General features: G+C 71.4%; 21 protein-coding genes and 1 tRNA gene. 9 read left to right on the forward strand and 13 right to left on the reverse strand.

Features of this window, described 5'->3' with window-relative positions:
* On the forward strand, nt 1–459 hold the full coding sequence (locus tag CHC05_RS33905) for a VOC family protein (protein ID WP_089254726.1): 459 nt from the start codon (nt 1–3) through the stop codon (nt 457–459).
* Nucleotides 460–500: 41 nt separating this feature from the next.
* Here CHC05_RS33905 and CHC05_RS33910 read toward each other — a convergent pair.
* Nucleotides 501–587 (reverse strand) — tRNA-Ser (locus CHC05_RS33910).
* Between the two features lie 92 nt (nt 588–679).
* On the opposite strand from CHC05_RS33910, the gene deoD reads away from it, so the two are divergent.
* The 3 genes from deoD to CHC05_RS33925 all read left to right on the forward strand — a co-directional run bounded on the left by deoD (nt 680) and on the right by CHC05_RS33925 (nt 2,586).
* The gene (gene deoD / locus CHC05_RS33915; RefSeq protein WP_089254727.1) at nt 680–1,387 is read left to right on the forward strand and encodes a purine-nucleoside phosphorylase; all 708 of its coding nucleotides are present in this window, start codon (nt 680–682) and stop codon (nt 1,385–1,387) included.
* 102 nt (nt 1,388–1,489) lie between these two features.
* Nucleotides 1,490–2,128 carry a TetR/AcrR family transcriptional regulator gene (locus tag CHC05_RS33920; protein ID WP_089254728.1) on the forward strand — a complete coding sequence of 213 codons (639 nt, stop codon included), beginning with the start codon at nt 1,490–1,492 and terminating at the stop codon, nt 2,126–2,128.
* Entirely contained in the window at nt 2,125–2,586 is a 462-nt protein-coding gene (locus CHC05_RS33925; protein ID WP_089254729.1) for an acyl-CoA thioesterase, read from the forward strand. Before CHC05_RS33920 ends, CHC05_RS33925 begins: the two co-directional genes overlap by 4 nt.
* Here the strand turns inward: CHC05_RS33925 and CHC05_RS33930 are convergent.
* From CHC05_RS33930 to CHC05_RS33945, 5 genes are all read right to left on the reverse strand, one after another.
* Complete coding sequence (locus CHC05_RS33930) at nt 2,560–3,030, reverse strand: nucleoside deaminase (RefSeq protein WP_342745709.1); 471 nt, start codon at nt 3,028–3,030, stop codon at nt 2,560–2,562. The two genes, CHC05_RS33925 and CHC05_RS33930, sit on opposite strands and share 27 nt — an antisense overlap.
* On the reverse strand, nt 3,027–3,536 hold the full coding sequence (locus CHC05_RS33935) for a tRNA adenosine deaminase-associated protein (RefSeq protein ID WP_089254730.1): 510 nt from the start codon (nt 3,534–3,536) through the stop codon (nt 3,027–3,029). The genes CHC05_RS33930 and CHC05_RS33935 overlap by 4 nt, the downstream gene beginning before the upstream one ends.
* A 123-nt stretch (nt 3,537–3,659) precedes the next feature.
* Nucleotides 3,660–3,827: a hypothetical protein gene (locus CHC05_RS41810; RefSeq protein ID WP_179266492.1), complete on the reverse strand. Its 168-nt coding sequence runs from the start codon at nt 3,825–3,827 to the stop codon at nt 3,660–3,662.
* Between the two features lie 115 nt (nt 3,828–3,942).
* A complete protein-coding gene (locus CHC05_RS33940; RefSeq protein ID WP_245871358.1) occupies nt 3,943–4,311 on the reverse strand; it encodes a hypothetical protein in 369 nt (122 codons plus the stop codon).
* A 50-nt stretch (nt 4,312–4,361) separates the two neighbouring features.
* Nucleotides 4,362–5,510, reverse strand: coding sequence for a hypothetical protein (locus CHC05_RS33945; protein ID WP_245871359.1), 1,149 nt, complete (start codon nt 5,508–5,510; stop codon nt 4,362–4,364).
* Between the two features lie 71 nt (nt 5,511–5,581).
* On the opposite strand from CHC05_RS33945, the gene CHC05_RS33950 reads away from it, so the two are divergent.
* Nucleotides 5,582–6,640: a prephenate dehydrogenase gene (locus CHC05_RS33950; protein WP_425426883.1), complete on the forward strand. Its 1,059-nt coding sequence runs from the start codon at nt 5,582–5,584 to the stop codon at nt 6,638–6,640.
* Here the strand turns inward: CHC05_RS33950 and mtnA are convergent.
* Nucleotides 6,594–7,556: an S-methyl-5-thioribose-1-phosphate isomerase gene (gene mtnA / locus CHC05_RS33955; RefSeq protein ID WP_089254732.1), complete on the reverse strand. Its 963-nt coding sequence runs from the start codon at nt 7,554–7,556 to the stop codon at nt 6,594–6,596. The two genes, CHC05_RS33950 and mtnA, sit on opposite strands and share 47 nt — an antisense overlap.
* A 56-nt stretch (nt 7,557–7,612) precedes the next feature.
* Between mtnA and CHC05_RS33960 the strand changes: the two genes are divergently transcribed.
* Nucleotides 7,613–8,689: a PHP domain-containing protein gene (locus tag CHC05_RS33960; protein ID WP_089254733.1), complete on the forward strand. Its 1,077-nt coding sequence runs from the start codon at nt 7,613–7,615 to the stop codon at nt 8,687–8,689.
* A gap of 448 nt (nt 8,690–9,137) precedes the next feature.
* Here CHC05_RS33960 and CHC05_RS33965 read toward each other — a convergent pair whose 3' ends face one another.
* The gene (locus CHC05_RS33965; RefSeq protein WP_089254734.1) at nt 9,138–10,112 is read right to left on the reverse strand and encodes a DMT family transporter; all 975 of its coding nucleotides are present in this window, start codon (nt 10,110–10,112) and stop codon (nt 9,138–9,140) included.
* A gap of 123 nt (nt 10,113–10,235) precedes the next feature.
* Between CHC05_RS33965 and CHC05_RS33970 the strand changes: the two genes are divergently transcribed.
* A complete protein-coding gene (locus CHC05_RS33970) occupies nt 10,236–11,906 on the forward strand; it encodes a DUF885 domain-containing protein (protein WP_089254735.1) in 1,671 nt (556 codons plus the stop codon).
* A gap of 45 nt (nt 11,907–11,951) precedes the next feature.
* Here CHC05_RS33970 and CHC05_RS41035 read toward each other — a convergent pair whose 3' ends face one another.
* A complete protein-coding gene (locus CHC05_RS41035; protein WP_144022893.1) occupies nt 11,952–13,877 on the reverse strand; it encodes a DUF6114 domain-containing protein in 1,926 nt (641 codons plus the stop codon).
* Nucleotides 13,878–13,879: 2 nt separating this feature from the next.
* A complete protein-coding gene (locus CHC05_RS33980; protein WP_089254737.1) occupies nt 13,880–14,488 on the reverse strand; it encodes a DUF6230 family protein in 609 nt (202 codons plus the stop codon).
* A gap of 254 nt (nt 14,489–14,742) precedes the next feature.
* Between CHC05_RS33980 and CHC05_RS33985 the strand changes: the two genes are divergently transcribed.
* Together CHC05_RS33985 and CHC05_RS33990 are read left to right on the forward strand one after the other, a co-directional pair.
* The gene (locus tag CHC05_RS33985) at nt 14,743–15,960 is read left to right on the forward strand and encodes an MATE family efflux transporter (protein WP_089254738.1); all 1,218 of its coding nucleotides are present in this window, start codon (nt 14,743–14,745) and stop codon (nt 15,958–15,960) included.
* 40 nt (nt 15,961–16,000) lie between these two features.
* Nucleotides 16,001–16,540 (forward strand): GNAT family N-acetyltransferase, encoded by a 540-nt coding sequence (locus CHC05_RS33990; protein ID WP_089254739.1) that lies wholly within the window; start codon nt 16,001–16,003, stop codon nt 16,538–16,540.
* On the opposite strand, the gene CHC05_RS33995 is transcribed toward CHC05_RS33990, so the two are convergent.
* The 3 genes from CHC05_RS33995 to purD form a co-directional block, all read right to left on the reverse strand.
* Nucleotides 16,531–17,340 carry an Fpg/Nei family DNA glycosylase gene (locus tag CHC05_RS33995; RefSeq protein WP_089254740.1) on the reverse strand — a complete coding sequence of 270 codons (810 nt, stop codon included), beginning with the start codon at nt 17,338–17,340 and terminating at the stop codon, nt 16,531–16,533. The two genes, CHC05_RS33990 and CHC05_RS33995, sit on opposite strands and share 10 nt — an antisense overlap.
* A 7-nt stretch (nt 17,341–17,347) precedes the next feature.
* Entirely contained in the window at nt 17,348–17,932 is a 585-nt protein-coding gene (locus tag CHC05_RS34000; protein WP_144022894.1) for a hypothetical protein, read from the reverse strand.
* A gap of 87 nt (nt 17,933–18,019) precedes the next feature.
* Nucleotides 18,020–19,264 (reverse strand): phosphoribosylamine--glycine ligase, encoded by a 1,245-nt coding sequence (gene purD / locus CHC05_RS34005; protein ID WP_089254742.1) that lies wholly within the window; start codon nt 19,262–19,264, stop codon nt 18,020–18,022.
* Nucleotides 19,265–19,269: the final 5 nt, after the last annotated feature.

Below are 19,269 nucleotides of genomic sequence, written 5' to 3' on the forward strand. Positions count from 1 at the left end.
ATGGCCGAGCAGGCCACACCCGCGAAGAACCCGTCCAGCCCGTTAGCCTCCGCCCGCGGCGACCACGCCGCCGTCCGGGTCCCCGACTACGCCGAGGCCAGACGCTGGTACACGGAGAAGCTCGACTTCCGCGTCGTCGCCGAATGGTCGTGGGCCGGCCTGCAGCTCGCCTACCTGTCGCCGCCCAACGACGACAGCTTCCGCGTCGAGCTCTTCGGCGGTGGCAACCCCGACCCGGGCACCTACTACACCAACGTGATCGACAGCCTGGAGCGCCCGGGCTACCACCACTTCTGTCTGCGCGTCGACGACGTCGACGCGGTGCTGGCCGAGCTCGACCGCCGCGGCGTCACCATCTTCGGCCGCCCCTTCGACCTCAAAGAGATCAACAGCCGGCTCGCCCTGATCGGCGACCCGTGGGGCAACATGATCGAACTGTCGGCGCCGCTCGCCACCTGACAAAAGCGACGCCGGGCCCACGAGGGACCCGGCGTCAACGGCGGTGGCGGCGGGATTTGAACCCGCGGAGGGCGTAAACCCTCACACGCTTTCGAGGCGTGCTCCTTAGGCCACTCGGACACGCCACCGCCGAGAAGATTACCCGACCCCGGGAGCGCCCGGCGCGGCGGCACCGCCCTCCCTCCGGCCAGCACAAACCCGAGGTGGCAGGATCGCCCGCATGAGTATTCACATCGGGGCGGAGCCCGGCGACATCGCGGAACGCGTCCTCATGCCCGGCGACCCGCTCCGGGCGAAGTGGATCGCCGAGACGTACCTCGACGACGCCAAGTGCTACACCCAGGTGCGCGGCATGCTCGGCTACACCGGCCGTTGGCAGGGTGTGGAGGTATCGGTGCAGGGGTCCGGCATGGGCATGCCGTCCGCGTCGATCTACGCGCACGAGCTGATCAACGACTACGGCGTCAAGACGCTGATCCGGGTCGGCTCCTGTGGTGCCCTCGCCGAGGAGCTCCAGCTCCGGGACGTGATCGCCGCCAGCGGGGCGTCGACCGACTCCAACATGAACCGGGCCCGGTTCGACGGCCTGATCGACTACGCGCCGGTCGCCGACTTCGGCCTGCTGCGCACCGCCGTCGAGAAGGCCGAGCAGCGCGGCATCCCGATGACGGTCGGTCCGATCCTGGCCGCGGACGCGTTCTACACCGATCGCCCCGACCTCTACGACTCGCTCGCCGACTACGGCGTGCTCGCGGTCGAGATGGAGTCGGCGGCGCTCTACACGATCGCGGCCCGCTTCAAGGCCCGCGCGCTGACCCTGCTCACGGTCTCCGACCACATCAAGCGTGGCGAGAAGACCACGTCCCAGGAGCGCGAGCAGACCTTCGGGCAGATGGTCGAGATCGCCCTGGACACTGCGATCGCTTAGCGATCGCCTCAGATTCGGGGATCGCCTTCCTCGGCGGCGTTGAGACGCTAACCACACAAATATTTACGATCGGTCGGTCGGTTTATTCGGTACGTTGGCCGGGTGACCATCGACGGCAGGATCGCGCGCGGTGACCGCACCCGGGCGGCCGTACTCGATCGTGCGGTCGCCCGGGCCACCGAAGACGGCCTGGACGGGCTCTCCCTCGGCCAGCTCGCGACCGACCTCGGCGTGAGCAAGTCGGGCCTGTTCGCGCACTGGCGCTCCAAGGAAGATCTCCAGCTCGCCACCGTCGAACGGGCCCAGGAGCAGTTCCTCGAGCAGGTGGTCCGCCCGGCGTTGACCGCGCCGCGCGGCGTTCGCCGCCTCTGGGCCCTGCACGATCGGCGGATCGCCTTCTACGAGACCGACCTGCTGCCGGGTGGCTGCTTCTTCGCCAAGGTGCAGTTCGAGTTCAGCGTGCGGCCCGGCGTGGTCCGCGACCGCCTCGCGACCACGTTCACCCTCTGGTCCGACTTCGTCGACAACCTCGCCCGACTCGCCGTCCACGAGGGTGACCTCCGCGCCGACACCGACACCCGGCAACTGGCGTACGAGCTCGAGTCATTCGCGTTGACCGCGGTCATGCAGTCCCGGCTGCTCTCCCCCGAGATCGCCTATCGATATGCGCGCCGTGCGGCCCGTGACCGCCTGCGCACCCTCGCCACCGATCCCGACCTGCTACCGGAGGACTCCGCATGACCACCACCACCATCGAGTACGGGCACGCGGAGCGGGTCCGCATCCACTACGACGACCTCGACTCCATGGGGATCGTGCACAACTCCCGCTACGCGTTGCTCCTCGAGCGCGCCCTGACGGCGTACTGGGAAGAACGCGGTTTTGGCATTGTCGACGGCCGGCCGACCGCGCCGGACGTGTTCCACGCGGTGGCCGAGTTCTCGATCCAGTACAAGGCGCCGATCCGCGGCACCGGCGACGTTCTGATCCATTTCTGGCTCGACGCGTTCGGGACGACGAGCGGGGTCTACGGCTTCCGGATCACGTCGGTCGACGGCACGAAGCTGCACGCCGAGGGCCGGCGCTCGATCGTGCGCCTCGACCCGGCGACGATGCGACCGACCCCGTGGACACCGGCCGCCAGGGCCGTTGCGGCACCGTTGCTGAAGCCGTCAGCCGCGGCGGAAGAAGCCGCGTAGGAGGTCGGCGGCCTCGGTGGCGAGCACCCCGCCATAGACCTCGGGCCGGTGGGTCAACCGCCGGTCCCGGACCACGTCCCAGAGCGAGCCGACAGCCCCGGTCTTCGGCTCCCAGGCACCGAACACCACGGTGGACACCCGGGCCAGCACCAGCGCACCCGCGCACATCGTGCACGGCTCGAGCGTGACGACCAGCGTGCACCCGTCCAACCGCCAGCCACCCAGGGCCGCCGCCGCTCGCCGCATGGCGACGATCTCCGCGTGCGCCGTGGGGTCGCCGGTCAACTCGCGCTCGTTGTGCCCGACCGCGAGCTCCTTGCCGGCCGCGTCGAGCAGCACCGCACCGACCGGGACGTCAGCCGCGTCAGTGACCGCGGCGTCGGCCGCGACCGTCAGCGCCCGCCGCATCCACTCCTCGTGGCGGTCGCGTCGGGGGGCCGTCACGCCTCCCGGAGCTCCTCGACCTCGTCGCCGCAGCCGACCGTCTGGCAGACCTCGGCGGTGACGTCGGCCGGCAACAGCCCTTCGCGGGTGCACAGTTCCAGCAGCCGGCGGGCCGACACACCCAGGTCGGCGAGCAGGTCGGCCTCACCGACCGGATCGGCGTCGGGGTCCGCGGCCGGCTTGTCAGGGTCGGCGCTCTGCTCGACGACCTCGTCGATCTCGATCGCCGGCGCCTTGAGGTCGCCGACGAGCAGCGATCCCAGCCGCGACTCCTCGGCGAAGGCCGAGTCGGAGCCGAAGATCCGCAGGTCCTCGCCCTCGTCGAGTCGCATGACGACCAGATAGGTGTCGTCGGACTCGACGAACAGCAGCGAGATGTCGGCGTCCAGGTCGACGTCGCGGAGCCGGTCCGCGACCTCTTCGACGTCGGCGACGCCGTTCAGGTTGACCTCGGCGGCGGTCCAGCCGGCAGAGCCGCGGACCGCGGCTCCAGCGAAGTACGACACGGCGTATGCCCCCAATTACCCCGGTGGCGCGCGGCCGCCGCCGTGCACCGGCATTCCATTACGACGTGACGGTAGTCGGTCGGGCCGGCGGCAGCCCGGCCAACGCCCCGAAGGAGTTAGTGGTCAGCTGGCCAGCCGGCGCCGGGTCGCGATCAACTCGCGCAGCCGGTCGCCCTGAGCCCGTCGAGGCTGGCTGCGCTCGCGGACCGACTTCGCTCCCGCGAGCTCAGCCAGCAGCTGCATCCGGCGGCGGCTGCGCTCAGGGTCCAGCCGCTGCACTTTCCAAGCCATGGCGGCAGCGTCTCCGATGCTCGAGCGGTTAGTCAAGGCCGGTCGCACAGTGCACGCAATCCCCTACCCAGCGCGGCTTTCCGGCGACCACGAGTCGCGGCGCGACCACGGCAGGTCACCACAGTGGCCAGTCACCGCGGGACAGCCAGGTGACCACGACGACGATCGTCGCGATGCTCCAGCCGAGCGCGGTGGCGGCCGCGAGGCCCACCGCGACACCACGGTCACCGACCTTGGCCAGCACCAACGCCACCAGAGCGGCAATCCCGCCGGCCAGCAGCGTCCAGTAGGCGTAGCCGTTGACCGTCGAGTCGAGCACGCCGAAGGCCAGCAGCCAGACGGCCCCGGCGCCGGCACCGGAGGCCACCGCGCCACCGCGCACGGCGTGCGGCTCGCGATAGGTGGGTCGGGTTCGCGTCGAGGGGAACAGACCCGATGGCGGTGTACGCGGAGCGCCCGCAGGTGGCATCGCCTGTTGCGTCATCGGAACCCCCTCTCGAACCCGTACCCACCCTACCGAGCGTTGCCGTGCCCTCAGCCGAACTGGGCGAGGCGGGCTCGAGAGGCACCGCGGATCGTGGTGAACGCGCCACCCGCCACCACCTTGTGCAGGCTGCCGCTGGCCGCCATCGTGTGCACCCCGCTCGACCCGTTGCCGTCGGCGGCCCAGGGCAGCAACGCGCCGCCGGACTCGTTCGCCGCGGCCAGCTTGATCCGGCGGATGTTGCCGTCGATGCAGGAGCCCTTGTCTCCGGTACGGGCCGACTTGCACACGTTGTCGTAGTGGCCGCCGATGTAGACGACCTTGTCGAGCACGGCGACCGCCTGGGCGTCCCCGTCCATCGTCAGGGTCCAACGGGCGGCACCCGAGGTGGTGAACGCACCGAGCCGGCCACCGGGCCCGCCCATCGCGGCGTAGATGCCGGACGCGCCGACCGCGACCGCGTGCACGACCTCGCTGGCCCGCGAGGTGAAGCCGGTGTCGACCGCGCCTCCGGTGGTCAACGCCGCGAGGTGCCGCGTGCCGGACGCCCCGCCGATCGAGTCGAACTGGCCACCCACGTAGATCCGGCGGCCGACCGCGACGACCGACTCGACGGTGTCGTCGGCCCGCGGCCGCCAGCCCGCGACCGCCGCACCGGTGTTGGGGTCGAACGCGGCGAGGCGGTGAATCGCCTGGCCGTTGAGGCTGGTCATCGTGCCACCGGCGTAGAGCCGACCGTTGGCCACCGCCAGCGAGTACGGCATGCCGGTCAACGACTGCTTGAAGGAGTTGTGCACCGCGCCGTTGCCGGCATCGAGGCGGGCCAGGCCGTCCCGGTGGGTGCCGCTGATGGCGGTGAACGCGCCTCCGACGAACACGGCCCGACCCGACGCGGCGATGGCCCGGACCGTGCCGTCCGCGGCGGGGGCCCAGTTGAGCAGCGCGCCCGTGCGGGCGTTGACCGCCGCGAGCCGGTTCCGCGTCACCGTGCGGCCGCCGGCCGTCACGCTGGTGAAGTCGCCGCCCACGTAGAGCGTGTCCCCGGCGTACGCGGTGGCCAGCACCGTGCCGTTGAACGTCGGCAACGGATCCGGCGTCACCTTGACGACCGCGGCGAGCGCCGGCGAACCCGGCGTCAACAGAGCCGCGGTGGCCGCGACAGAGGCGATGAGCCCGCAGAGTTTGACCCTAAATGTCACGTCAACACCGTATCTGGGCGATTCGCGGTAACCAGCGCGCGAAACGCGAACGGCGTCGCCCCACCGGCATCATGCGCCGCAACGGGTCGAGGTGTGCGAAAGTCGCTCGCGTGGACATCGCGGTGATCGGGTTGGGTCTCATCGGCGGGTCGGCGCTGCGCGCGCTGGCCGCCCGCGGGCATCGCGTGCTCGGTTACGACGCCGACCCGGCCACCCGGGCGACCGCACGCACCGCCGCGGCTCGCGCGCCGCAGCACGCTCGCTGGCAGATCACGGGCACGATCCGGGACACCGTCGCGGGCGCCGACCTGGTGCTCGTCGCCGTGCCGTTGCCAGCGTTGCCGCGGGTGTTCGACGAGCTCGCCGCCACGGGCTACACCGGTCTGGTCACCGACGTGACCTCGGTCAAGACGCCGGTCCGGATGCTGGTCGAGCAACGGTTGCAGGCGCGTCACCAGCGGTTGTCGGGCTTCGTCGGCGGCCACCCGATGGCTGGCAAGGAGAGCTCCGGGTTCGGTGCGGCCGACGCCGACCTCTTCCACGACTGCGCCTGGGTGCTGTGCTTCGAGTCCGGCCAGACCTCACTGGGCGACTGGCTGGACCTGGCCGAGCTCGTCATCGGGCTCGGTGCCCGGGTGGTGCCGGCCACGGCCGAGGAGCACGACCGGGCCGTGGCCGCCATCAGCCACGTACCCCATCTGCTGGCCACCGCCCTCGCCGCCGGTGCGGCCGACCCACTCGCCGGCGCCCTGGCCGCGGGGTCGTTCCGCGACGGCACCCGCGTTGCCGCAACTCGGCCCGAGCTGGTCGCGGCGATGTGTGGCGGCAACGCGCCCGCGGTCGGGCCGACGCTGGACGCCATCATCGCCGCGCTGCAGGACGCGCGGGCCGCGTTGGACGCGCCCGACCCGATCAACGCGCTGTTGCCCTGGCTGGCGCCGGGTCATGCGATGCGCGCCGACTGGCCGCCGTCGCTGGCCGCACCGCTGGACATCCCCGCCCGGCCCGACGCCCTGCTGCGACTCGGCCGCGCCGGTGGCTGGGTGCGGGCCGTCGCCGCCGACCGGTCGACGGTCAGCGTGGTCAGACCCGCTCCCCGCGGTCCAGGCGGATTACTCGACGATCTGTGACGATCGCGGTCACCAGGTCGTACGGCGTCATGTCGAACGCCGGGTTGACCGCCGGCACGCCGGTGATCACCTCGGCGCCGTCGCGGTCCTCGATCTCCACGTCGGTGCCGGCGGGCGTGTCGACATCGACCGTCGACTCCGGCGCCACCACCACGAACGGAATGCCGGCCCGCCGGGCGCCCAACGCGTGCGCGTACGTGCCGACCTTGTTGATCGTGTCGCCGTTGCCGCAGATCCGGTCGGCGCCCAGCACCACGACGTCCACCTGACCGCGGGCCATCAGGAACGGCCCGGCGCCGTCGACCGCGACCCGGAAGTCGACGCCGAGCTGGTCGAGCTCCCAGGCGGTCAACCTGGCCCCTTGCAGGAGGGGCCGGGTCTCGCTGGCGATCACGGGACCGAGCGTCCGCCGGCGATGTAGCTCGGCCACGACGCCCAGCGCCGTGCCGCCGACGACCGCCGCGAGGGCGCCGGTGTTGCAGTGGGTCAGCACCTTCGGCTGCTCTCCGCAAAGTTCGGTCAACAGGTCCGCGCCACGGGTCGCCATCGCCGCCGACGCGGCGATCTCCTCGTCGCGCAGCGCGTCCGCCTCGGCGAGCACCGCGTCGAAGCCGCCGGGCAGTTGGGCCGCCGCCCGCTGCGCCCCGCGGGCGAGGTTGACCGCCGTCGGACGGGCCGTCGTCACCCTGTGCACGGCGGCCGCCAGCGCGTCGGCGTCGCCACCGTGTTGCTTGGCCGCCAGCGCGACGCCGTAGCCGCCGGCCACCCCCAGCGCCGGCGCTCCCCGGACCGCGAGCGTGCGGATCGCGTCGACCAGCTCCTCGACGGTGCCGATCCGCCGGACCTCGAGCTGGCCAGGCAGTTTGGTCTGGTCGATGAGCTCGATGGCCCCGTCCACCCAGTCGATCGTTCGCATGACGCCAACGCTAACCGGGGTCGGTGCCGGGCCTCTTTGCCCAGTAGGTTCGAAGCGTGACGACCGCGCGTGATCCGCTCGCCGATCTCCGGCGCATCGCGTTCCTGCTTGAACGAGCCAACGAGGCGACCTACCGGGTACGCGCGTTTCGCTCGGCGGCCAAGACGCTCAGCGGGCTGCCGGCCGGCGAGATCGCCCAGCGCGCGGCGGCCGGCACGCTCACCGAGCTGTCCGGCGTCGGCGACGTGACCGCCCGGTGCGTCACCGAGTCGTTGGCCGGCGAGGAGCCGGTCTACCTGCGCAGACTCAACGCGACCGAGGGTGTCGACCTCGACTCGGCAGCGGCGGCGTTGCGGTCCGCGCTGCGGGGTGACTGCCACACCCACTCCGACTGGTCCGACGGCGGCTCGCCGATCGAGGAGATGGCGCTCGCGGCGGTCGAGCTGGGTCACGAGTACGTGGTGCTGACCGACCACTCCCCTTCGCTGAAGGTGGCGCGGGGCCTGCCGGCCGACCGGCTGAGGAAGCAGCTCGACTACGTGGCCGCGGTCAACGAGGCGCTGCCGGAAGGCTTCCGGATCCTCACCGGCATCGAGGTCGACATCCTCGCCGACGGCTCGCTCGACCAGGAGGACGAGCTGCTCGCCCGGCTCGACGTGGTCGTCGGCTCGGTGCACAGCGGGCTGCGCGACGAGAGCGCCCGGATGACCCGCCGGATGCTCCGGGCTGTCGAGAACCCGCACCTTGACGTGCTCGGCCACTGCACGGGCCGCATGGTCGCCAACCGGCCCGCGGGGGCGGAAGGCCCGGGCGACCGCGGCCACCGCAAGCGGCTACGCCCGCCGTCGGACTTCGACGCGGCCGCGGTCTTCGCCGCGTGCGCCGAACACGGCAAAGCCGTCGAGATCAACTCGCGCCCGGAACGACAGGACCCACCCAAACGCCTGATCCGGCAGGCCCTCGAAGCTGGCTGCGACTTCACCATCAGCACCGACGCACACGCCCCCGGGCAGCTCGACTGGCAACGCTACGGCTGCGAACGCGCCGCCCTGTGCGGCGTGCCAGCGGACCGCGTCGTCAACACCTGGCCGGCCGCCCAACTCGTGGCCTGGGCCGCCGCCCACGAAAGCTAGACCTTCGCGTCGCGGCCTTTCGCGGGCATGGCCCGCCGCCAGGCGCGGCCGAGTGCCGGGCACGACCCAGCGCCAGGCACGACCCAGCGCCAGGCGTGGTCTGTCGCCAAACACCGCCCGCCGCCGGGCACCGGCCCGTCGCTGACCCGCGCACGGCCCGCTGCCGAGTGCGGCACAGAGCCGGGCCGGGTCTGTCGCCAAACAGCGCCCGCCGCCGGGCACCGGCCCGTCGCTGACCCGCGCACGGCCGGCTGCCGGGTGCGGCCCAGTGCCGGGCACAGCCCAGTGCCAGGCGTGGTCTGTCGCCAAACAGCGCCCGTCGCCGGGCACGGGCCCGTCGCTGACCGCGCACGGCCCCCTGCCGGGTGCGGCCCGCCCACCACACGCGGCCAATGCGCGCGGCCCGTCTCTGGGCGCGGCCTTTGCGGTGCGGCGGCCGTCGCTGGGACTAGGCGCGGTCGGTGGCTAGCTCGGCTTCTGGGGCCATTGCGGCCAGGCGGGGGCGCTTGCGGGTGGCGATCAGGCCCTGGGCGACCGCGACGCCGGCCAGGACGATCACGGCGCCGACCGGCTGGTGCCAGGTGATGTGCTCGTCGAGGGCCAGTACGCCGAGGACGACGGCGAAGACCGGGATCAGGTAGGTGACCATCGAGGCGGTGGTGGCGCCGACGATTTGGATGTTGCGCATGTTGAGTACGAAGGCCAGGCCCGTGCCGATCGCGCCCAGGGCCAGGATGCTGGCGATCGCCTTGCCCGACAGGTCGCCCAGCGGGGTTGGTGCGCCGACCGCGAGCGGCGCGACGATGGCCAGCGCGATCGTCGCCGTGATCAGTTGACCGGCCGCCAGCGCCAGCCCCGAGGCGCCGCTGTCACTGATGAAGCGCTTCGTGTAGGGGATGGCGACCGCGTAGCAGGCCGCCGCCGCGATGCACATCAGTTGGCCGGTGAACTGCGCGCCGCCCAGGCCCTCCCAGACGCCCAGCACGACCAGCACACCGATGAAACCGATCAGGAGACCGACCGCTCGGTTGACGGTCATCCGCTCGGTGCGGAACAGGTAGACCGCCAGCGGCAGCACCAGCAGGGCCGTCGTGGCGTTCCAGATGCCGGCCAGGGACGACGAGACGCGCTCCTCCCCGTACCCGAAAAGGGTGAATGGCATTGCCGTGCCCACCACGCCGGTGACCGTCAGATGCCCCCATAGCCGCAGGTCGCGGGGCAACCGGTCGCGGGTCACGGCGATCACGACGAGCAGGGTCAGGACGCCGGCGAGGACTCGGCCGAGCGTCACGTAGAGCGGATGTAGCTCGGCCACCCCGACCTTGATGAACAGGAAGCTCGAGCCCCAGATGACGCCGAGGAGCACGAATCCAGGCAGCCAGCCGCGGGGGTCGGCCTTGTCAGGAGTGGTCGCGGTCTTCACTCATGACACTTTGCCTTATGGGTACGACAAGAATCGCGCGAGTTTCGGACCTGTCCCTCGACTCGCCCCTACCCGCCGCCCGCACCCCAAAAATCGTCGGACCCGTGCCGTAGGGTCGAACGCGTGGGACAAATCGATGACCTCGCCAACCATTACGTCGACGAGTGGGCGCCGCTCAACCCAGCCGGCGCCACCTTTGTCGGCATCAAGGGCTTCGACGACAAGTTCGAAGACCTCTCACCCGACGGCTTCGCGGCCGGCGCCGACCTGACCAGGCGCACACTGAGCGACCTGGCCACCCTCGAGCCCGGCACCGAGTCCGAGCGGGTCGCCAAAGAGGCGATGCAGGAGCGGCTGGGCCTGGAGCTGGCGCGCTACGACGCCGGCGAGGTCACCAGCGAGGTCAACGTCATCTCGAGCGCCCTGCACGGTTTGCGCGGTGCGTTCGACCTCATGCCCACCGAGGGCACCGACGCGGTCGGCAACATCGCGGCCCGGCTCAACGCCTTCCCGCGAGCGGTCGAGCAGCTACAGGTGACGCTGCGCGAGGCCGCGGCGCAGGGCCACGTCAGCTCCCGCCACCAGATGATCGAGGTGGCCAAGCAGTGCGACATCTGGACCGACCCGGCGCGCGACAACTTCTTCCACGCCCTCGCCGACCGGCTCGACGCCGACGGCGCGCTGCGCTCCACGCTCAACCAGGGCGCGGCCGCCTCCACCGCGGCGACCCAGGCGTTCGGCGTCTTCCTGCGCGACGAGCTCGCCCCGCTCGGCCGCGACAAGCAGGCCGCGGGTCGTGAGCGCTACCAGCTCGCCTCGCAATACTTCCTCGGAGCCAAGGTCGACCTGGACGAGACGTACGCCTGGGGCTTCGAAGAGCTGGCCCGCCTCGAGGGTGAGATGCGCAAGGTGGCCGCCCAGATCGTGGGCTCCGGCGCCACGATCGACGACGCGGTGCGCGCCCTCGACGCCGACCCGGCCCGGCGCATCGAGGGCAAGGAGGCCTTCCGCGACTGGATGCAGAGCCTGGCCGACAAGGCGATCGCCGAGCTGCACGGCACCCACTTCGACATCCCGGAGCAGGTCCGCCGCATCGAGTGCATGCTGGCGCCGACCAGTGACGGCGGCATCTACTACACGGGCCCGAGCGAAGACTTCAGCCGTCCCGGCCGCATGTGGTGGGCGGTGCCCGGCGGCCAGACCGATTTCTCCACGTGGAAAGAGGTCACGACCGTCTACCACGAGGGCGTCCCGGGCCACCACCTCCAGGTCGCGCAGACCGCCGTGCGCACGGAGCTGCTCAACCGCTACCAGCGGCTGCTGCTCTGGGTCTCCGGACACGGCGAGGGCTGGGCGTTGTACGCCGAGCGCCTCATGGACGACCTCGGCTACCTGGCCGACCCGGGCGACCGCCTGGGCATGCTCGACGCACAGGCCTTCCGCGCCGCCCGCGTCATCGTCGACATCGGCATGCACCTCGAGCTGGAGATCCCGCGCGACAACCCGTTCGGCTTCCACCCCGGCGAGCGCTGGACCCCGGAGCTCGGCTGGGAGTTCATGCGCGCCCACTGCCGCGTGCAGGACGACGTGCTCCGCTTCGAGCTCAACCGCTACCTCGGGTGGCCGGGCCAGGCGCCGTCCTACAAGGTCGGCGAGCGCATTTGGCTGCAGGCCCGCGACGACGCCAAGGCCCGCAAGGGCGCCGACTTCAACCTCAAAGAGTTCCACCGCCAGGCCCTCGACCTGGGCTCGGTCGGCCTCGACCCGCTGAAGGCCGCCCTGGCTCGCCTCTGACCGCGGCCGCACGGGAGTGGTCGCGGTGCGATCACTCCCGTGGGCTCAGGTCGACGCGGATACGAACGATTCGTTCAACGTGGGTGCGAGCAGTTCGTCGCACGACACATACATCAGGTCGATGCGCGGGTCGTCGAAGTCGATCCTCGGGATCGTCAGCGGTATGCCGTTCGGCGGCAACGGCGAGTCCGGGGTCAGGGTGAGCTTGATGCCGGCGATCCGGCCGACGAACCGCGACGTGTAGAACGCGACGTCGCCTCGCACGGTCAGGGTGTCGCTTTCGATCAGCAACGGGGCGCCCGCTTTCTGCGGCACCCGCAACGCGAAGGTGCGGACGAGCGACCGGCTCATGCTGAACTTCAACGACCTGACGTCGCCGGCCGCGGTGTGCAGCACGTAGATGCCTTCGAGGCGCAGCCCCCACATCGTCAGCTTGGTGCCGGTCAGCAATGACGGCTTGCTGTTCACTGCGGGCACGCTCGGGTCCGGGCCCAGCAGCGGGACGACGGCGCTCGGCTCCGCGGAGGCGCCCGGAGAGGCGCCGGCACAGTCGCCTGGTGCCGGCTTGCCGCCGACCGCGGAAGGCGCCGGTTTCGGGCTCGTTCGGGGGCTCGGATCGGGGCCCGGATCCGGCGAGTCGTCATCGCCGCCGCCGAGGATGCCGGTGATCCCGTCGATGATGTCGCCGAGAATCCCTCGCCGCGGCTTCTCCGGTGTCGGCTGCCCAGCCCCAGCCCCAGGCGACGGCGTGGCGGTGCGCTGACCGGGTGCGGTCTTCGTGGGCTTCGGGCACGGCGCCGCATACGCGGGCGTCCCGGCCCGCACTGCGACCACCGCACTCAGCCCCAACACCAACAGGAGCACGACGACCGAATAGCCCTGCGGGCCGCCGTTCCTCCGAGTCGCCGCGGAGGTCTCCCCGATGCCCTCCCTCGGCCACTCGGCCACGAGCCCATCCGACCCATCAGCCGGTGCCCTCAACCGCGGCGGTGTGGTTGCGAGGGGGTCGCCGCTCGACAAAGAGCGGTCGGCGGCGGGATCGGGAGGGTTTTCTGCGACCACGCGCGCGTTCGAGACGTCGTCCGGACCGCGCTGACCGGCAGCCGCGGCACCCGGACCAAGCGTCCCACCGACGCCGTCCACCAGACTCGCCGTCACGCTCCGGTCAGCCCCTGCCCCAATCTGCGCCATCGGGCCAACCACAACCGGACCCAGCTCCTCCGCGTCAGCCACCCCAGAAACTGGCCGCACGATCGGACCGGCCACCACCGGGCCCGGGGCCTCCGCGTCAGGCGCCGCCGAAGAAGGGGGTGCGGTTGGATCGGCCACCACCGGACCCGGCGCCGCCTCCGCGTCAGCCACCGGAGAGGGCCGCGCCGTCGGGCCGGCCACAACCGAACCCAGCGCCTCCGCGTCAGGCGCCGCCGAAGAAGGGGGTGCGGTTGGATCGGCCACCACCGGACCCGGCGCCGCCTCCGCGTCAGCCACCGGAGAGGGCCGCGCCGTCGGGCTGGCCACGACCGGACCCGGCGCCTCCGCGTTAGGCGCTGCCGAAGATGGGGGTGCGGTTGGGTCGGTGGCTGTTGGACTCGACGGCGTGCCTGGTGTCCAGGCGAAGACCAGGCCCGCGCCGACGATGCCGAAGAGTAGGCCGACGAAGAAGCCGCCCAGGTTTATGCCGATCAGGGAGAACACCGCTGTCACGGCGCCCACTACCGCGTAGAACAGGCGTTGCGCGGGAGTTGTCCAGGTCAGCACGCCGCAGGTCAGCAAGACGGTTGGGATCAGCCAGGACAGGAAGCCGGTCGGGCCCAGTTGGAAGCTCAGGCCTCCGAGACTCAGCTGCGTGCTCAGGAAGATCTCGGCGGCGCTCAGGACCAGGAACAGCCCACCCCAGAACGGGCGGGATTCGCGCCAGGCGCGGAAGCGGCGCCGGGCGAGGCCCAGCCGGGCTACGGACAGCCCGCGCATCGTTAGAAACATTCCTTGGCGTCGTCGCCGACGTTGACCTTCAGGTGCAGGCCCGTGAGGGTGAAGGTGCCCGCCGTCGTCGACCAGGCGACCTGCTTCAGGTCGTTGATGACGATGCGGTCCGACTGTTGGCCGAACGTGCCCGGCTCACCGCTGGTCGCGGCCTTGTCCAGGGAACCCGCGTCCCGGCCGATCTCGATGTTCGTGAACGTCGCGTCGCCGCGTAGGTCGGTGATGTCCAGGAGCAGGTTGTTGGCTGTCGCGGGCTTGCCGTTGCCGCCCGCGTTGATGGTCAGGACCACCGGCGCGCCCGGGACCTTCACCGACTGGCACAGGTTGGTCAGCGTCGCGTGGCGGATCCCCGACACCGCGACCGGGTGTTCGGCGCCCTCGCTGTCCTTCGTGACGCTGCCGTACTGGACGAAGCCGTTGCCGACCAACTTGTCCGCCGAGACCTTGAACGTCTGGCCCGAAACGGCGAACGACGCGGCCACCGCACCGTTGGCCATCCCGAAGACGATGAATCCCGCAGCCGCCAGGGCGGGCACCGAAAAAGCGGCGAACCGCCGCCAACGGGTCCGTCCCCGCGCGGTTTCGAGGCGTTCTGACATGGTTCCTCCTCCGCGTTACTCACTGGTAACCGAGACCGGACCGATCGTGCCCCTGCGCGAGGAAGGTCACAACCGATGGGTTACCCGGCAGTAACCTCGTTGCGAGCCACCCCACCGAAAGCCGAGCCATGAAATGCCCACAAAGGACCACAGACCATGCCACCAATGACACGCTTCGTGACCAACATATCGACGTGTCACGATTTGATAACAGGCACACCAACCCCGCCCCAGGCCATAGGCTGCACGGCGTTATGTCAGCACTGACCCGCCAACCAGCCACCCCGGCCACCGCCACGGGGCGGCGCATCGCGACCGCCGGCGCCGCCGTTGCCATCGCCGGTGCCCTGACCAACGCGCTCGGCTACCTCGTGCCCGTCATCGGCGCCCGTCAGCTGAGCAGCGCCGATCTCAGCGCCCTGGCCACCATGCTCGGCCTGACCGCCATCGCGTCCGTGCCCGGGCTCGGGCTCCAGATCGCGATCGCCGTGCACCGCGCTCGCAACGGCGCCGGGCAGACCGGCCGGATCAGCCTGTTGACCTCGCTCATCTGCGCCGGCACGCTGCTCGTTCTCGCCCCGGCGCTGGTGCGGGTGTTCGACCTGCCGGCCGGCTACGCGCTGCTGGCCGCGGTCGCCACCGTGCCCAACGTGCTCGCGGGTCGCTGGCTCGGCGAGCTCCAGGGCGACGAGCGCTTCCTGCGCCTCGCGGCCGGTATGGCGATCCTCGCGCTCGGCCGCTACGCGGGCCTGATCGGCGGCCTGGTCGCCGGCGCGGGCCTGACCACCTCACTGGTCGTCGGCGCCGTCGTGGCCTGGCTGATCCCACCCGCCCTGGCCATCCTCAGCAGGACCGACCAGCCGCACGTCGCCGACGCCATCCGCGCCCGCGAGGTGCTCACCGCCTGCTCGGCGACGCTGGCGATGCTGGTTGCCTCGTACGCCGACCTGCTCCTCGCCCGCCATCTGCTGACCGCGGACGCCTCCGGCGCGTACTCCGTCGGCACGGTGTTGACCAAGGGTGCGCTCTGGGCGCCGCAGGTGGTCACCGTGCTGGCCCTGCCCCGCCTCGCTCAGGGCAACCGGCGTGCGCTACGCACCGCGCTGCTCCTGGTTGCCGCCAGCGGCGCCGTCCTGATCGCCGCGTCCGCCCTGGCCGGCGGCTTCGCCTTCGGGCTGGCCGGCGGCGCCGACTACACCCACCTGGGCCGCTACGCACCGGTCTTCGCCGCCACCGGCGCGCTTTACGCACTGGTCTTCGTGCTGGTCAACGACCGCGTCGCCACGGCGACCAAGTGGGCGTCGGCCCCCGTCTGGATCGCCTGCGCCGCGCTGGTCGTCGTCGCCGAGTTCGTCGCGCCGCACACCCTCGCCGGTGTCATGTGGAGCGCCCTCGGCGCCGCAGCCCTCGCGATAACCCTGTGCGCCGCCGGCAACGCGGTCGACAAGATGAGGCGATCGCCGTCGCGATAACCCAGTGCGCCGCCAGCAACCCGGTCGACAAAATGGGCCGATGATTCGCGAAGAGACACCTGAGGACGCCACCGCCGTCCAACAGATCCATGCCAGCGCGTTCGGCGGCGACCTGGTTCCCCGCCTCGTCACCGCGTTGCGGCAACACCCGGCACGTTGGCAACCGCGCGGCTACGTGGCAACGGTCGACGGCGAGCCCGCCGGCCATGTGCTGCTCACTGCCTCAAGGCTGGACGCGCCGAAAAGGCTGGTCGACGTCCTGGTGCTGTCACCCCTCGGCGTGTTGCCGCAACACCAGCGCAAGGGAATCGGCACCCAACTCGTGGGCCGGGCGATCGAGGAGGCCGACCACGCCGGCGCACCCCTGCTCTTCCTCGAGGGCGACCCCGCCTACTACCGCGAACGAGGCTTCGAACCGGGCGGCCCGCTGGGCTTCCGCAAGCCCAGCCTGCGCATCCCCGACGCGGCTTTCCAAGTCGTCAAGCTCAGCGCGTACGAGGATTGGATGACCGGCACCCTCGTCTACGCGGAACCGTTCTGGGCGCTCGACTGCGTCGGCCTCCGCGACCCTCAGGCCTGACAGGTCGGGCACCAGTACGAGTTGCGCCCGGCCAGCCCGGCCCGCTCGATCGCGGTGCCGCAGACCAGGCACGGTTGACCGGCGCGGCGATAGACGTAGACCTCACCACCATGCCGGTCGACGCGCGGCTCCCGACCCATCGCCTCAGGCAGGTGGGCGCTGTGCACGGTGTCGATCCGCCCCCGCGCGACCCCTTCGGCCATCAACCCACACAGGTCCGACCAGAGCGACGACAAAACAGCGGCGGACAACGACCGCCCAGGTCGCGTCGGCCCGATGCCGGCCCGGAACAGCACCTCACAGGCGTACACCAGCCCGACCCCGGCGAACAGCGACTGGTCGAGCAGCAGCCCCGCGATGGCCGAGGAGCTACGCCCGATCCGGGCGAAAGCAGCGGACGGATCAGCGTCCGCGCGCAACGGGTCCGCACCGAGCCGCGACCGCAACGCGTCGACCTCCGCCGGCGAGAGCACCGAGCAGGCCGTCGGCCCCCGCAGATCCAGCCAGTGCCCACCGCCGACCAGACGCATCCGCACCTGCCCGACGGGGGGCGACGGAGCCGGCTCGGCCCCGTCGGTCACCGTGCCGTAGAGCCCGAGATGCACGTGCACCGTCGACCCGGAGTCGTAGTGGTGCAGCAGATGCTTCCCGTACGCCTCGGTTGAGATCAACAACCGACCGGACAGCAACAAAGCCCCGGCAGCGAACCGGCCCTGCGGGCTGCTGAGCTCGACCTTGTGCCCGGCGAACAGCGAGCGATGCCGGGCCGCCAGCCGATGGATCGTGTGACCTTCCGGCATCCGAACCTCAGGGTGCGTCGGGCGCCGCCTGCTCAGCCGCAGGAGACGGGGAGCCGGTGGCCCCGCCGCTGACGGTAGCCGTCGCCGTGATCGTCTTCTTCGCCACGGGACCTCCACCGACGGTCATCAGGAGGTACGTGTGCTTGGCTGTCTCACCCGGGCCCCAGTCACCACACGAGAACGAGAACGACTGCGATCCCGAGGCGTCGAAGGTGTCGTAGATGCCCGGGCCGTCGACCGAGATGGTGACCTTGTCGGTCCCCGTCACCTTCCACTCGACGATGACCTCGCGGCCGTTGGGCCACTGGCCGGACGGGCAATGCGGCTTCTGCTTGATCCGGAAGTACTGGATCCACGGATCCTTGCGCTGCTCGCCGCCGTTGGATCCACCGTTCTCGCCGGCCGGCAGAGAAGCCGACGGCGAAGGGCTGGGCGTCAGGTCGGCGTCGGTGGGCGTGTCCTCGCCGATCACATAGGACGCCCCGGTGGGCGTCCCGTTGCCAAGGTTGTTGCCGGGCTTCTCACCGCAGCCCGTCAACAGCGTTGCCGCAACGGCGGTGAGCAGCACGAGTGGGGTGCGGAAGGTCCTCATGGCTCTACACGGTAGGAACCGATCGAGCCGGGCGAATCCCGCTTTCGTGCCGCGTCACCGTCGCGTTCCCGACGCCACCCGATCCGACTACCGGGGGATCTCGATCCGCCCCTCGACCGCGGCGAGCGCGATGTCCCGCCGGACCACCGCGTCGGCCAACGAGACCTGGTCGACCAACTCATAGGCCGCAACCCGGGCAGCAGCCAGATCCGGACCGGTGGCCGTCGCCGAGAGCACCCGCCCACCGGCGGAAACCAGCGACCCGGACGAAGAGCGCGCCGTCCCCGCGTGGACGAAGCCAGGACCATCAGCACCAGAGATCACGTCACCGGTACGCGCGGACTCCGGATAACCCGCCGACGCGATCACCACCGTCACCGCGGCACCCGGCTTCCACCGCAACGGCGGCAGAGCGGCGAGCGTCCCGGTGGCCGCCGCCCGCAGCAACTCGGCCAGCGGCGTCTCCAGCAGGGCGAGCACGACCTGCGACTCGGGATCGCCGAACCGCGCGTTGAACTCGATCACCTTGGGCCCGGTGCGGGTCAGCGCCAGCCCGACGTAGAGCAGCCCGGCGAACGGCCGCCCGCGCTGCCGCAGCTCAGCCAGCGTCGGGTGGACGACCGAGGAGAGCACGTCCGGCACGAGCGACGCGGGCGCCCACGGCAGCGGGGCGTACGCGCCCATCCCGCCGGTGTTGAGCCCGGTGTCGCCCTCGCCGATCCGCTTGAAGTCCTGAGCGGGCAGCAGCGGCACGGCCGTCTCGCCGTCGCAGACCACGAACAGCGAGACTTCCGGCCCGGCGAGGTACTCCTCGATCACCACCCGCCCGCAGTCCGCCGCGTGCGCCAGAGCCGCGGAGCGGTCGTCCGTGACCAGGACGCCCTTGCCGGCCGCCAGGCCGTCGTTCTTCACCACGTAGGGCGCGCCGAACCGGTCGAGCGCCAACTCCACCACCGCAAGGTCGCTGGTCGACACCGACGCGGCGGTCGGCACCCCGGCGGCGGCCATGACCTCGTTGGCGAAGGTCTTCGAGCCCTCGATCTCGGCGGCCGCAGCGGTCGGGCCGAAGCAGGCGATGCCCTTGGCCCGCACCGCGTCGGCGACCCCGGCGACCAGCGGCGCCTCCGGACCGACCACGACCAGGTCGGCCGCGACCTCGACGGCGAGTGCGGCAACCGCGTCCGGGTTCAGCTGGTCGACCGGACGCAGCTCGGCGACCTGGGCGATGCCCGGGTTGCCGGGTGCCGCGATCAGCGTGACACCCGGCGAAGCCGCGAGACCGATGGCGAGGGCATGCTCGCGCCCGCCGTTACCAATGAGAAGAATGCGCACGATGT

Origin of the sequence: Asanoa hainanensis (assembly GCF_900188485.1) — a bacterium.
Lineage (GTDB): Bacteria > Actinomycetota > Actinomycetes > Mycobacteriales > Micromonosporaceae > Asanoa > Asanoa hainanensis.

What these genes read in the sequence shown, in the direction of transcription:
- CHC05_RS33905 (WP_089254726.1), top strand. Translation starts at nt 1, where the DNA reads ATGGCCGAGCAGGCCACACCCGCGAAGAACCCGTCCAGCCCGTTAGCC.
- deoD (WP_089254727.1), top strand. Translation starts at nt 680, where the DNA reads ATGAGTATTCACATCGGGGCGGAGCCCGGCGACATCGCGGAACGCGTC.
- CHC05_RS33925 (WP_089254729.1), top strand. Translation starts at nt 2,125, where the DNA reads ATGACCACCACCACCATCGAGTACGGGCACGCGGAGCGGGTCCGCATC.
- CHC05_RS41810 (WP_179266492.1), bottom strand. Translation starts at nt 3,827, where the DNA reads ATGGCTTGGAAAGTGCAGCGGCTGGACCCTGAGCGCAGCCGCCGCCGG.
- CHC05_RS33940 (WP_245871358.1), bottom strand. Translation starts at nt 4,311, where the DNA reads ATGACGCAACAGGCGATGCCACCTGCGGGCGCTCCGCGTACACCGCCA.
- CHC05_RS33950 (WP_425426883.1), top strand. Translation starts at nt 5,582, where the DNA reads ATGCGCCGCAACGGGTCGAGGTGTGCGAAAGTCGCTCGCGTGGACATC.
- mtnA (WP_089254732.1), bottom strand. Translation starts at nt 7,556, where the DNA reads ATGCGAACGATCGACTGGGTGGACGGGGCCATCGAGCTCATCGACCAG.
- CHC05_RS41035 (WP_144022893.1), bottom strand. Translation starts at nt 13,877, where the DNA reads ATGCGCGGGCTGTCCGTAGCCCGGCTGGGCCTCGCCCGGCGCCGCTTC.
- CHC05_RS33980 (WP_089254737.1), bottom strand. Translation starts at nt 14,488, where the DNA reads ATGTCAGAACGCCTCGAAACCGCGCGGGGACGGACCCGTTGGCGGCGG.
- CHC05_RS33985 (WP_089254738.1), top strand. Translation starts at nt 14,743, where the DNA reads ATGTCAGCACTGACCCGCCAACCAGCCACCCCGGCCACCGCCACGGGG.
- CHC05_RS33990 (WP_089254739.1), top strand. Translation starts at nt 16,001, where the DNA reads ATGATTCGCGAAGAGACACCTGAGGACGCCACCGCCGTCCAACAGATC.
- CHC05_RS33995 (WP_089254740.1), bottom strand. Translation starts at nt 17,340, where the DNA reads ATGCCGGAAGGTCACACGATCCATCGGCTGGCGGCCCGGCATCGCTCG.
- CHC05_RS34000 (WP_144022894.1), bottom strand. Translation starts at nt 17,932, where the DNA reads ATGAGGACCTTCCGCACCCCACTCGTGCTGCTCACCGCCGTTGCGGCA.